Below are 13323 nucleotides of genomic sequence, written 5' to 3' on the forward strand. Positions count from 1 at the left end.
GCTTCTCGCTTCTCGCTTCTTATGCGCCAGGCGGCATCGCTAAACTGTCGGCAATCAACTGAATCAAGTGGTCTTCTACCGCGAAGCGTGTCTCAATGATTTCCCCAATCAAAGACATATCTTCGTCAAAATCAGCCAGTTCATCTTCGGCTGAAACATCAGAGTATTTGTCGGCAAAGTTCAGCAACGGCTCAGTAGTGAGGACGATCTTCGCGTAAGTCTGGTTTATTTCATCTGTCGCGACAAAGCCAGTGGCTTTCCACTTATCCATCACCATATCGTAGATTTTAAAGTGACCTTCAGAGATATAATCAACAAGGTGTTGGCAGAAGTGCTGAAGTTCGTCAGGGGAAGGGAGTTCAATGACATTGGATTTCGAACAAGGTTGCAGTGCTGCAAGCTTACAATATTCGACAATCAGAGATTGTCTCGTTTCCAGCCAATGGTCAATAACGTCACTGGAACCGCCCCATTGGTCTTGTGTTTGTTTGAATTTTTTTAGCATGACCATGCCCTCATGATCTGATCGCCCATTGGCGAACGTATCCTTTGCAAAGCAAAGTTAGTAAAGTGATTACAAACTCTTGTCCTTACTAGAATTTATAGTTGCAAATTTGGCGAACGACAAACTCTGGTATGAAATTAGATTGCCAGTAAAATGAATGAACTTCAAGCAAAGGGACGCTGTAATGTTAAGAAAAGGTGAAGTTAACCGTACGAAAAACGCCTATTGGTGTGTTGTCTCAGGAAGCGATGTTTGGCTGGTGGATGGTGCTATACCATTTGGCAATGCAGAGCAGTTCTCACTGCCAGAAGTGAGTGCAAGGCAGATAGGTGAGTACCAAAATGCCCCTGTGATGTGGGTAAATCTGTCGGATTTAGACCACGATTTAGAACTGGTGTCTCTGCGTGATTGTCTGCATTTCCCAGAGGCAGTCTTCTTGCTGATCAGCAAAGCGATTCAATATGGGCACATGACACAAAGCCTTCGCTTTTGCCCCCAGTGTGGTGGTCGAAACTTTCTCAATAAGAACCAGCTAGCGATGCAGTGTGGTGAGTGCCGTACTTTGCACTATCCACGTATTTTCCCTTGCATCATTGTCGCTGTACGCAAAGATAACCAGATTTTGTTGGCACAGCATCCTCGTCATCGAAATGGCATGTACACCGTCATTGCGGGCTTTTTAGAGGTGGGAGAAACCCTAGAAGAATGTGTCGCTCGTGAAATACACGAAGAAACCGGCGTACACGTTAAAAATATTCGCTATTTTGGCAGCCAACCATGGGCCTTCCCATCCAGCATGATGATGGCATTTCTTGCGGATTACGAGTCTGGTGAATTGAATCCTGATTACACTGAGTTGTCTGACGCACAATGGTTTGGCATTGACGAGATGCCGCCGGTTGCGCCAGAAGGGACAATTGCTCGAGCTCTTATCGAGCAAACGCGACAAGATATCGAATCTAATTCTCTGAAAAATAGATAAAAAAAACCCTCCGAGAGGGAGGGGGTAAGTAAGATGTCGTTATGAGATGCTGAGTACCGGGTACTCAGTTTATAATTGTAGTTTTCGCTAGCGAATAAATTTTTAACACTGATACCGACTGGGTGCAAATTAAGCACTGATTTAAAAGTTAATAACTTGATCCAGATTGCAAAGCACACAGCTATTAGCATTAAATCAGTGATAGAATACCCCCTTTCAAAGAAAGCCTAACAATTGGAATTACGGAATGACTGAATTAAAAAATGATCGTTATCTGCGTGCCCTTCTAAAAGAGCCAGTAGATTACACGCCAGTATGGATGATGCGTCAGGCAGGTCGTTACCTACCAGAATACAAAGCAACTCGTGCGCAAGCGGGCGATTTCATGTCTTTGTGTAAAAACGCGGAGTTGGCGTCAGAAGTAACGCTTCAACCACTACGCCGTTTTCCTCTTGATGCAGCGATCTTGTTCTCTGACATCCTAACTATCCCAGATGCAATGGGCTTAGAACTTCGCTTTGCTGCGGGTGAAGGTCCGGTTTTCGATAAGCCAATCACTTGTAAAGCAGACATAGAAAAGATCGGCCTGCCAGATCCAGAAGGCGAGCTGCAATACGTAATGAACGCAGTGCGTCAAATCCGCAAAGACTTGAACGGTGACGTTCCACTGATTGGTTTCTCTGGTAGCCCATGGACACTGGCGACTTACATGGTTGAAGGCGGCAGCTCTAAAGCGTTTACTAAGATCAAGAAGATGATGTACGCAGAACCGCAAACGCTGCATCTACTTCTAGATAAGCTAGCAGACAGCGTTATCGAGTACCTAAACGCGCAAATTAAAGCGGGTGCACAATCGGTGATGGTATTTGATACATGGGGCGGTGTACTGACTCCTCGTGATTACAATCTGTTCTCACTGCAATACATGCACAAGATTGTAGATGGCCTGATTCGTGAAAACGACGGTCGTCGCGTACCAGTAACGCTGTTCACTAAGAACGGCGGCATGTGGCTTGAGCAAATCGCAGCAACGGGCTGTGATGCAGTAGGTCTAGACTGGACGATTAACATCGCAGACGCAAAAGCGCGTATCGGTGACAAAGTGGCTCTACAAGGTAATATGGACCCATCAATGCTTTACGCTTCACCAGAGCGTATCCGTGAAGAAGTCGCGGGTATTCTAGAAGGCTTTGGTGATGCAGGTACTGGTCACGTGTTCAACCTAGGTCACGGTATCCATTTGGATGTGCCGCCAGAAAACGCGGGCGTATTTGTGGAAGCTGTACACGAGCTATCTAAGCCGTACCACAAGTAACTTCGATTTTTTGAAATCAAATACCGGCAATCAGTGCCGGTATTTTTTTATCTGAAACTCAAGGCTGTACAGCTCTGGTAGCATTTGGTCTGCCATGATCTAATTACTATTTAAACTGTACGTTAGGCATTAAAGTTTCTTATAAACAATAACTTATGTTCATGGTTCTTGTGCGCTAATTTTCTTGTACAGATAAACAAGCAATTAGAACATGGGTAACCTAAAGCATCGAATGAACGCGTTTTTTAAGGTATGGCACGACGTCAGATTCAAACCAAGGATTCTTCTTTAGCCATAATGTGTTGCGTGGAGAGGGGTGAGGAAGCGGGATAAAGTCCGGTTCCCAATCCTGCCATTGCTGAACGGTTTGCGTGAGTGTCTTTGGTTTGTCGGTGAGATAGTACTGCTGTGAGTACTGACCAATCAGCAGTGTCAGCTCTATATTGGGCAACTGGTCAAGAATCTGTTTATGCCAAGCGGGCGCACATTCTTTGCGAGGAGGCAAATCGCCTGAGTTCCCCTTACCTGGATAGCAGAAACCCATCGGGACAATGGCTATTTTGTTTGGGTCGTAGAAAGTGTCTTTGTCGATATCGAGCCAGTGGCGTAACCGATCGCCGCTTGGATCGTTCCAAGGTATCGAGGTTTTGTGCACACGTGTCCCCGGCGCTTGTCCGATTATTAGTATGCGTGCGTCTTTTGCAGCTTGCACGACAGGGTTTGCGCCCAAAGGTAAATCGTCTGCGCAGATCTGGCAGGCTCGCACTTGTTTTAGCAATGTTTCTAGAGACATAAAACGGTTAATACCCTTTGTCGAAATCAACCTGATTATTTAGAGAGAAACCGTCCCTCCAACTCAAGTAGTTGTCTGCAAAAATGTCGACTACTTGCTCAGGGAAACTTAACGCCGCGATGTGAGGAGTGATGGTTACTTGCTGAAGTTTCCAAAACGGATGTTGCGGTGAAAGTGGCTCTTGTTCAAACACATCGAGAAAAGCATGTTCCACCCAACGATTTTTTAGTGCGATCAACAGACCCGCATCATCAATCACATCGCCTCTTCCAACATTAAATAGCAATACCTGATTAAGATGGCTTAACACTTCACTGTTGAGCAAACGTTGCGTCTCTGGCGTGCTTGGCAGCGTATTTACCACGATATCCGCTTGGTGAAAGGCGCTGGCAAGTTCATTGATATGAAAAGTTTGATTGAATTCACCACCAGAAGTAGGGATGCCAGTACGATTGATTCCTATGGCTTTCATGCCCATCAATTGTGCCGTTTTACCCAAATGACTGCCGATGCTGCCGGTACCGAGAATCACCATGGTCTTGCTTTGTAGTGAGGTATACAGATGCGGCTGCCATTGTTTGCTCTGTTGCTGCTGGTGGTATTGCATGAAGTGACGGAAGTGAGCAATGCTGTAGCCAATCACGTACTCGGCAATCAGTGGGCCAAAAATACCGCGAACATTAGTCAGGGTATAATCCCGGCGCAGACTCGGCACCATCAGAGCATTCACCCCTGCAAATGTCGATTGCACCCACTCAAGCTGTGAAAACTCGTCTAACCTTTGTGATAGTAATGGTGGATCCGCCAGTACGATCTGAGCATCTTGAGGTTTGTTTGTGATGGCCAGATTGGGCAGATTTTTCTCCGCCAGTAACGTTTCGTAGGTGTCGCGATGCTCTGAGAGCAGGAAAATCTGATTTGGATGCTGCATTAACTTTTTTCCCTGTGATGAATCAAGTACACTTTCGCTGATTTTTTCTTCAATGATTGAGTGACTATGCTTAAGAATCCTCTTCAGGTTCGTTTGGAAAAACTAGAACCTTGGCAACAAATTACCTTCATGGCGTGCCTGTGTGAACGCATGTATCCAAACTATGCGATGTTTTGTGAGAATACAGAATTTGCTGAGCCACGTGCTTACCGAGCGATTCTTGATAGTGTATGGGAAATTCTGACGGTTAAGAACGCGAAAATTAACTTCGAACGTCAATTAGAGAAGTTAGAAGAATTGTTCCCAAGTGCAGATGAGTTCGATTTTTACGGTGTTTATCCAGCGATGGATGCTTGTCAGAGCTTGTCGACACTGCTGCATGGTCTGTTGGATCGCGACTACCTTTTCGATTCAATGCTTAAAGTGAGCCAACAGTCGGTACAAACCGTTGCTGACCTAGAACAAGCACAAGGCGCAGAGCCAATCACAAACGACAATCAAAAAGAAAATGAAGCCGTGTGTGAAGAGTGGGATGTTCAGTGGGCTATCTTCCGTCCACTGCGTGAAGCGGTAGAGCGTGACATCAGCCTGATTAAAGATTTGCGTGAAGAGCTACGCGAAGAAGCCGTGAGCAACATCGGCATTGCACTTTAATTGTTGAATAGATAAAACAAAGGCATCCATGGTGGATGCCTTTTTTATTTGTGCGTTTGAGCTGTTACGCCCAATGCTGATTACGATTCTTTAGAGTCTGGTTTGGTTGGCTCTTGAGCTTCTGGCTCTTTGTCCTGTTTCTCCAGTTGTTCCTCTTCTTCATCGTCATCGCGGCTTTCAATTACGCCGTGCTTTTCTTTCCAGCTTTCCCAACGTTGGTAAGCCAGTTCTTGCATGTCTGTGCTCTTATCCGCTTCATCAATGATCTCTTCACCCAGTAGGTGCTCAAAGATGTCTTCTAGCGTCACAAGGCCTTGTACCGTACCGTATTCATCAACCACAAGCGCCAGTTGTAGGCGGTGAGTCATCATTTGGTCGAACACTTTAGGTAGAGCGGTGTTGTTCAGTACCACTTGGATAGGGCGCATGACCGAACCAAGTTGTTTTTGGCCGCTGCCTGATTGTTGCAGCTTGAACAGCTCTAGACGGTGCACAAAACCAATGATGTTGTCTTTCTGCTCGCTGTAAACCAGTGGGCGAGAGAAAGGCGTCTCCTTGTGCTTCTCTAGGAAGTCATTGATGGTCATCGTCGCGTCTACCCGGAATACGACCGGACGCGGTGTCATGACTTGCGTTACTGGTACGTCTTGAATGCCTAGCAGGTTACTCAGAATTTTTGATTCACCCTCTGCAAACTCGCCGCTTTCTTTCGCCAGAATAGCCATTGCTGACAACTCATCACGCATTTTTGGTGCTTCGTGGTTACGAGCAAGACGTTTTGTGATTTGCTCTGAGAACCATACGAATGGTGTTAGTGCCCACACCATCCAGCGAAGTGAAACCGCTGCAGCTGGTGCAAGTTGGCGCCAGTATGTCGCACCAATTGTCTTAGGTACGATTTCTGATAGAACAAGAATTGCTAGTGTCAGTACAGCAGAGAAGATACCGAGCGCTTCGCTACCAAATACCACTGCCGCTTGTGCACCAGCCGTCGCCGCACCGATGGTGTGAGCAATGGTGTTAAGCGTCAAGATAGAAGCAAGTGGTCGGTCGATGTCTGCTTTTAGCTTTTCTAGCTGAGCAGAAGCCGGGTGCCCCTGTTGTTTGAGCTGCGCAATGAAGCTCGGACTGATACTTAGAAGTACCGCCTCCAGTACCGAACAGATAAACGAAATGCCGATAGCAATAGAGATATAAATGGATAACAGCAGCATAGTTGCCCTTGAATGTAATGTGATAGTCGGGATTTTAAGCGATTATAACCGCAAAAGTGCCTTATAAATCGGTCTTATTGCATTAGAAAGCAAGAGCTTTCCTCGTGCAAGTAGTAACAAATTGTGAGTTATTACTCATATTATGGCTAAAACTGCGTCAGAAAATCGAAAGATCGCTTACAAACCTTTGCCAGATGGGGCATTTATGTTTTAGAGTGAGATGAATTCGATAACATATGAGAAGGGAAACCTAATGAACAAGACCCAATTAATCGACTTTATTGCAGAGAAAGCAGACCTATCTAAAGCACAAGCTAAAGCTGCTCTTGAAGCAACTCTTGAGGGTGTTACTGGCGCTCTTAAAGAGGGTGACCAAGTTCAACTAATTGGTTTTGGTACATTCAAAGTAAACCACCGCGCTGCACGTACTGGTCGTAACCCTAAGACTGGTGACGAGATTCAAATCGCAGCAGCTAACGTACCTGCATTCGTAGCAGGTAAAGCGCTGAAAGAATCAGTAAACTAAGTTAAAATGCACCGAGGTATCCTGCCTCGGTGCAATTTCATGAAAAAACATCTACTCACTTCACTCCTACTATCAAGCCTTGCTCTTGTTGGCTGTTCTTCTGTAGAAACCCCAAATCTAGACCAGTTTACCCATTTCTCTGGCGGGAAAATCATGGGTGATGCCACCAGTTTATATTGGATGACTGAGCGTCTAACGCGTGTTAGTACGGCAGCAGACTATGTCACGATGGGTGATTACGGTTCATATCAGAGTGATTATCGTTGGGATGACGGTGAGCTCAGAGAGTTGATTCGAAAAGGTGAACAACTCGATGCCAAACAAGGATTAGTGCCTTTTCAAATCCACATTCGATTTAATAAAGATGGCGACGCGATTTATCAGCAGTACCGTGTGAATGGAAAAGTGTTGCCTTTACAACGTGACCAATTAGAGCGTTACAAGCAAGAGGCGAACGATGTCGTTACGTCTATCAAAAAACAATCTCGTGACGGCCAGAGCCTCATCCAAGGTTATTGGGATGGTGAAACGTTCGAAACCTGCAAAGGTCGCGAGTTTGCTACGCTGGAGTTTAACCAGACCCTGCCTAAGTTTGTGATTGATAGGTTGGCGTCAGTGGACAGCTACATAGCGTTTATCGGTAAAGAGTCGCGTAACACCGCTACGGTGGATGAATTGCTGATGCTTAATGATGATGACTTTGATTGTGTACCGCGACCGAAGTTGATCTCCGAATAAACATTGCTTCGAGCTCTCTCGACTCTCGAACAAGAACAATAAAAAAGGCGCTTAGTGCGCCTTTTGTTGTTTTAGCCAACTGAAGTTGTTTTTATTTTTCTTGCTCACGTGCAATTGCACGGTAGCCGATATCGTTGCGATGGAACATGCCATCCCAACTGATCTGTTTTGCAAGCTCGTAAGCACGCTGCTGCGCTTCTGATACGCTGTTGCCAAGTGCCGTTGCACAAAGAACGCGACCACCGTTTGTCACGATGTCGCCGTCTTTGTTATCTGTACCAGCATGGAAGACTTTTTCGCCTTCAATTTCAACTTGTGGCAGACCCGAAATTACGTCGCCTTTGTTGTACGCTGCTGGGTAACCACCGGCTGCTAGCACGATACCAATCGATGCTCGTGGATCCCACTTTGATTCCGCTTGATCCAGTTTCTCGTCGATTGCTGCTAGGCACAGATCAACAAGATCCGATTCCATGCGCATCATGATAGGTTGTGTCTCAGGATCACCGAAGCGGCAGTTGTACTCGATTACTTTCGGAGTGCCGTCTTTGTCGATCATCAGACCCGCGTATAGGAAACCAGTGTAAGGGTTACCTTCAGCGGCCATGCCACGTACCGTTGGGTAAATCACTTCTTCCATAATGCGGTTATGGATTTCCTGTGTTACTACTGGAGCTGGAGAGTATGCACCCATGCCACCGGTGTTAGGACCAGTATCTTTGTCGCCTACGCGTTTGTGGTCTTGGCTGGTGGCCATTGGTAGAACGTTCTCACCATCCACCATCACGATGAAGCTTGCTTCTTCACCATCTAGGAACTCTTCGATAACGACACGACTACCTGCATCACCAAATGCGTTGCCTGCTAGCATGTCTTTGATTGCGTCTTCAGCTTCTTCTAGCGTCATCGCTACGATAACGCCTTTACCAGCAGCAAGGCCGTCAGCTTTTACGACAATCGGCGCACCTTGTTCACGTACGTAAGCAAGAGCAGGCTCGATTTCAGTGAAGTTCGCGTAGGCACCCGTTGGGATTCGGTGACGAGCAAGGAAGTCTTTGGTAAACGCTTTAGAGCCTTCAAGCTGCGCAGCCGCTTGTGTCGGGCCGAAGATTGGCAAACCTGCTTCGCGGAAAGCATCAACCACACCGATAACCAGTGGAGCTTCAGGGCCAACAATGGTTAGCTCGATAGCTTTCTCTTTTGCAAAAGCAACCAGACCTGCGATGTCTTCTACTGCGATGTTTACGTTCTCTAGTTTAGGCTCTAGTGCTGTACCTGCGTTACCTGGAGCCACGAAGATAGTCTCAACATTTGGGTTTTGTGCCGCTTTCCAACCTAGTGCGTGTTCACGACCACCTGAACCAATGATAAGTACATTCATGTTTTAAACCTTCAATCAAAATTGATAGTAGTAGAACTAGAAAATGTTTGAGCAACACGAACGGAGTGTGTTGCTCATCTCGGAGCGCAGCGTTCCCGTTTCCAGTAGCGAAGCGCTCTCGTATCTTTTCTTTCTAGTGGCGGAAGTGACGCATACCGGTGAAGATCATCGCCATGCCGTGTTCGTCTGCTGCTGCAATAACTTCGTCATCACGCATAGAACCACCTGGTTGGATAACACACTTGATGCCTGCTTCTGCAGCCGCGTCGATACCGTCACGGAATGGGAAGAATGCATCTGATGCCATTACACAACCTTCAACCTGTAGACCTTCGTCTGCAGCTTTGATGCCTGCGATTTTCGCAGAGTAAACGCGGCTCATTTGGCCTGCGCCTACACCGATAGTCATGTCGCCTTTCGAGTAAACGATCGCGTTAGATTTCACGTATTTCGCTACTTTCCAGCAGAACAGTGCATCTTTCAGCTCTTCTTCTGTTGGCTGGCGCTTAGAAACCACTTTTAGGTCGTCGAGGCTTACCATGCCTTGGTCACGGTCTTGAACCAGTAGACCGCCATTCACGCGTTTCACGTCAAAGCCCGTTGTCTTAGTTGTCCATTCGCCACACTCGAGTAGACGCACGTTCTTCTTCGCTGCAACCACTTCAATCGCTTCAGCAGAAACAGAAGGTGCGATGATCACTTCAACGAATTGACGCTCAACAATAGCGGTTGCTGTTTCAGCATCTAGCTCTTGGTTGAATGCAATGATGCCGCCGAATGCAGATGTTGGGTCAGTTTGGTAAGCACGGTTATACGCTTCCAGGATGTCTTTACCTAGAGCAACACCGCATGGGTTCGCGTGTTTTACGATCACACATGCTGGCTCGTTGAACTCTTTCACACACTCAAGTGCTGCGTCAGTGTCTGCGATGTTGTTGTAAGAAAGGGCTTTACCTTGGATTTGGCGAGCAGTAGAAACAGATGCTTCTTGTGGGTTTGCTTCAACGTAGAATGCGGCTGCTTGGTGACTGTTCTCACCGTAGCGCATGTCCTGCTTCTTCTCGAATTGCTGGTTGAAAGTACGTGGGAATTTAGACTCCTCATCACCTTCTTTGTTCTCACCGTAAGATGGAACCATAGTGCCGAAGTAGTTTGCGATCATGCCGTCGTAAGATGCCGTGTGTTCGAATGCTGCGATAGCTAGGTCGAAACGAGTTTCTAGTGTTAGAGACTTCTCGTTTGCGTCCATTTCAGCGATCACACGGTCGTAGTCGTGAGCGTTCACCACGATAGTTACGTCTTTGTGGTTTTTCGCTGCAGAGCGAACCATTGTTGGACCACCGATGTCGATGTTCTCAACCGCATCAGCAAGCGTACAGCCTTCTTTAGCAACGGTTTCTGCGAATGGGTATAGGTTAACGACAACCATATCGATAGGGTTGATGCCGTGCTTTTCCATCACGTCATCGTCTTGGCCACGACGACCCAGCACACCACCGTGAACTTTTGGGTGAAGCGTTTTAACGCGACCATCCATCATTTCTGGGAAACCAGTGTAGTCAGAGACTTCAGTTACTGCGATGCCTTGCTCTGCAAGTAAACGAGCAGTACCACCAGTAGATAGGATATCGACACCGCGCTCAACAAGAGCTTGTGCAAACTCAACAATACCTGTTTTGTCTGATACGCTGATAAGCGCACGGCGAATAGGACGAGCGTTATTCATGCTTCCATTTTCCTCAAATTCACGGAGTTAAAGATGTTTGCCAAAAATGAACTTGTTTTCACCTCTTGGGGTAAAATATTGGCCAGTTTTGGTAAAGACCTTTGCGGGCGTTTTCATGCTTAGAAAACAGTCTCCACTATTTGATGGCGCGTATTCTAACCAATTTATTACAAAAAAGCTCGCGCAATCGTTTGGCATCTCAAAAATAATTGCAAAAAACTCGATTTTTAGCTTTAAAGGTAACGAGATAGTTAATAAGGAAAGTTATGTTTCAGATTGGTGAACTGGCAAAACGTTGTGGTGTGACCGCCGATACACTTCGTTTCTATGAGAAAAATGCGTTAATAACACCCGCAGGGCGAAGTGAATCGGGCTATCGCTTATATAACGAAGAGAACCAGAAGCAGGTGCGCTTTATTCTAAAAGCGAAAGAGCTTGGCTTAAGTCTAGAAGAAATAAAAGAGCTGCTAGGGATCAAATTAGAGGCAACAGAACACAGTTGTGCAGAGGTAAAAGCCATCACTTCTGCAAAGTTAACTTTAATTGATGAGAAGATTGCTGAACTGAGCAAAATCCGTACTGCTTTAAAGAAGATAAACGACGCGTGTTGTGGGCATAACAACGACGATGCCAGCCATTGTTCTATCTTAGCAGCCCTTGAATAGTCTCATTTTTGCGTCATTTAATTTAAGTTTGCATTTTTGGCGGCTTGCTTTTCTAGGTTCAAGCCGTTTTCCCACCTATAATCTCGGCTTTAGTCGACTGTAAGAATGTGTAGTCCCCTCTATTCCTAAAGCGACGCTGTCTATCAGATACGAGAGTTTTCATACATGGTTGGAGTCTATTTTCAAATCAATGACTGGGTTTTGAGCGTTGATGAAAATAAGCTGTATCGACAAGACAGGGAAGTTACCGTTGAGCCACGCTTAATAAACCTACTGCATTTTCTTGCTGAGCACGCCAGTGAAGTGTTCAATCGCGAAGAGCTGATCCAATATGTTTGGGCTGGTGCGATTGTGACGGATCAAGTCGTAACACAGTCGATCTTCGAACTGCGTAAACTTCTGCGAGATGGTCGAGAAGAAAACATCAGCTACGTGATCACTGTGCCTAAGCGTGGTTACAAGCTGGTGGCGAATGTGACCCCAATGACACACGAGGAATTCCTTGCAAGTCGTCATTGCGATGCCGAAATTCTTCCTCCTGTTGTTGAAGAAACAGAAGAAGAATTGCCAGAAGCGCCAGCACCAACTATAGCATTCCCTGCAGGGCCTTTAACTCGCGCCGTTTGCGAGATGTCGAAAGAGAAAAAAGCGCCGCGTAAACCGAACAAAATCAGCCCGTGGCGATTGGGCTTTATGAACTTCATCTGGATCAGTGTGTTGGTTGTGGTGATGGGGGTGTTTACCTATAAGCAGTCAGAAGTGCGCATCACGCAAGCCATTGATACCCACCTTATTGAGTTCAAGTTTCAAGATAACTTCAGCAAAGAAGGTCGAAGTTATGACTTAGCAGATGGCTTCGCGCAGAAGTTGATGGCTGATGTGGCTCAAGTGAGTGACTACCGTGTGATGCTCAAGAAAGCTTCGTTTACCACCGGTATCGTTCCGGGGAAATCTGTGGTCGTGCGCGTCAAAGAAAATGATGGTGGCAGCTTCCTTGAAGTGGAATACCGCAACAACTCTTCAGAGAAAGTGCTGTTTAGCCGTCAGTACGCATTAACTAACAGCCACTTAAAGTCCGTGATGCAACAAGCGTCTTTGGATTTGATGCGAGTATTGAAAGTGCCAGATGCAAAACTGAAGTCCAAAGTGCTGGTGGCGGGTATGCCAATGAACCCAGACGCATTGGAGTTGTTTGTTGAAGCAAACCACTACTTGAACGTATCGGATGCGAATCAATTCCAACATGGTATCGACTTGATGGAGAAAATCCTCGAGATTGAACCAGATAATGCTTATGTTCAATCGGAGCTACTCATTGCTTACCATGTGCAAAAAGCACTCGATCCTGCATTGGAACTAAGAAAGAGCAGGGTTCAGCAGTTAAGTGATAAGCTGGAAGCCAACGCCAAGATGATGGTTGGGCCTATTCAGCCACGTATTTATGAAGCGTTAGCTCTGCATGAGACGATCACTGGTGACATTGATTTAGCTAAGCGACATTTGAATCAAGCATTGGACGTTCGTGATTCGGTATTGTCTTACGTGATTCGAGGTAAGCATGCCGAATTGGATGGTGATTTGGATTGGGCAAGTGAATCCTACAGCGAAGCCTTCTATATTGATACATCTGTAGAGACCTACTTACTGTGCGAGAACTTGGTTTTTCCAAGTAACATGAAGGCGATTGATTACGCCATGTATCGCGCAGTGCATCCTTCCGTGGTTCGTATGTTGTAGGCGGCCATTATCTAATAAGTAAAGATATCTTTAGCCCTTCATTTCGGTGAGGGGCTTTTTTGTATCTGCCTCTTGTGTGTGCTTCGTACCTCTATTTCTACTAATGACGCTTGTTATATAAGAGGAGAGGCTTTTCATTCTCTATTCTCTATTCTC

The 13323-nt window shown here is 46.1% G+C and carries 13 protein-coding genes; 7 read left to right on the forward strand and 6 right to left on the reverse strand.

Features of this window, described 5'->3' with window-relative positions; translation table 11 throughout:
- Positions 1-19 precede the first annotated feature (19 nt).
- Entirely contained in the window at positions 20-511 is a 492-nt protein-coding gene (locus H735_RS26800; protein ID WP_020198115.1) for an Rsd/AlgQ family anti-sigma factor, read from the reverse strand.
- 178 nt (positions 512-689) lie between these two features.
- On the opposite strand from H735_RS26800, the gene nudC reads away from it, so the two are divergent.
- Together nudC and hemE are read left to right on the forward strand one after the other, a co-directional pair.
- The gene (gene nudC, locus H735_RS26805; RefSeq protein ID WP_020198116.1) at positions 690-1487 is read left to right on the forward strand and encodes an NAD(+) diphosphatase; all 798 of its coding nucleotides are present in this window, start codon (positions 690-692) and stop codon (positions 1485-1487) included.
- Between the two features lie 247 nt (positions 1488-1734).
- Positions 1735-2802, forward strand: a complete 1068-nt coding sequence (hemE, locus tag H735_RS26810) for a uroporphyrinogen decarboxylase (protein WP_020198117.1) — start codon at positions 1735-1737, stop codon at positions 2800-2802.
- 220 nt (positions 2803-3022) lie between these two features.
- On the opposite strand, the gene H735_RS26815 is transcribed toward hemE, so the two are convergent.
- Both H735_RS26815 and H735_RS26820 read right to left on the reverse strand, forming a co-directional pair.
- Positions 3023-3595 carry a uracil-DNA glycosylase family protein gene (locus tag H735_RS26815; protein WP_020198118.1) on the reverse strand — a complete coding sequence of 191 codons (573 nt, stop codon included), beginning with the start codon at positions 3593-3595 and terminating at the stop codon, positions 3023-3025.
- Positions 3596-3602: 7 nt separating this feature from the next.
- Complete coding sequence (locus H735_RS26820; RefSeq protein ID WP_020198119.1) at positions 3603-4526, reverse strand: D-2-hydroxyacid dehydrogenase; 924 nt, start codon at positions 4524-4526, stop codon at positions 3603-3605.
- Positions 4527-4592: 66 nt separating this feature from the next.
- On the opposite strand from H735_RS26820, the gene H735_RS26825 reads away from it, so the two are divergent.
- Complete coding sequence (locus H735_RS26825; RefSeq protein WP_005434878.1) at positions 4593-5180, forward strand: YjaG family protein; 588 nt, start codon at positions 4593-4595, stop codon at positions 5178-5180.
- A gap of 80 nt (positions 5181-5260) precedes the next feature.
- Here the strand turns inward: H735_RS26825 and H735_RS26830 are convergent, their stop codons facing one another.
- Positions 5261-6394, reverse strand: a complete 1134-nt coding sequence (locus H735_RS26830; RefSeq protein ID WP_005434876.1) for a CNNM domain-containing protein — start codon at positions 6392-6394, stop codon at positions 5261-5263.
- A gap of 253 nt (positions 6395-6647) precedes the next feature.
- On the opposite strand from H735_RS26830, the gene hupA reads away from it, so the two are divergent.
- Positions 6648-6920 carry a nucleoid-associated protein HU-alpha gene (gene hupA, locus H735_RS26835; RefSeq protein WP_005433627.1) on the forward strand — a complete coding sequence of 91 codons (273 nt, stop codon included), beginning with the start codon at positions 6648-6650 and terminating at the stop codon, positions 6918-6920.
- A 39-nt stretch (positions 6921-6959) separates the two neighbouring features.
- On the forward strand, positions 6960-7658 hold the full coding sequence (locus H735_RS26840) for a DUF1481 domain-containing protein (RefSeq protein WP_020198120.1): 699 nt from the start codon (positions 6960-6962) through the stop codon (positions 7656-7658).
- A 91-nt stretch (positions 7659-7749) separates the two neighbouring features.
- Here the strand turns inward: H735_RS26840 and purD are convergent, their stop codons facing one another.
- A complete protein-coding gene (purD, locus tag H735_RS26845) occupies positions 7750-9039 on the reverse strand; it encodes a phosphoribosylamine--glycine ligase (protein ID WP_020198121.1) in 1290 nt (429 codons plus the stop codon).
- 133 nt (positions 9040-9172) lie between these two features.
- Entirely contained in the window at positions 9173-10765 is a 1593-nt protein-coding gene (gene purH / locus H735_RS26850; RefSeq protein ID WP_020198122.1) for a bifunctional phosphoribosylaminoimidazolecarboxamide formyltransferase/IMP cyclohydrolase, read from the reverse strand.
- A 266-nt stretch (positions 10766-11031) separates the two neighbouring features.
- Between purH and zntR the strand changes: the two genes are divergently transcribed.
- Both zntR and cadC read left to right on the forward strand, forming a co-directional pair.
- The gene (gene zntR, locus H735_RS26860) at positions 11032-11430 is read left to right on the forward strand and encodes a Zn(2+)-responsive transcriptional regulator (RefSeq protein ID WP_005434867.1); all 399 of its coding nucleotides are present in this window, start codon (positions 11032-11034) and stop codon (positions 11428-11430) included.
- 165 nt (positions 11431-11595) lie between these two features.
- Positions 11596-13167 carry a lysine decarboxylation/transport transcriptional activator CadC gene (gene cadC / locus H735_RS26865; RefSeq protein WP_020198124.1) on the forward strand — a complete coding sequence of 524 codons (1572 nt, stop codon included), beginning with the start codon at positions 11596-11598 and terminating at the stop codon, positions 13165-13167.
- The last annotated feature ends 156 nt before the right edge of the window (positions 13168-13323 follow it).

It is taken from the genome of Vibrio owensii CAIM 1854 = LMG 25443, from assembly GCF_000817815.1.
Classification (GTDB): domain Bacteria; phylum Pseudomonadota; class Gammaproteobacteria; order Enterobacterales; family Vibrionaceae; genus Vibrio; species Vibrio owensii.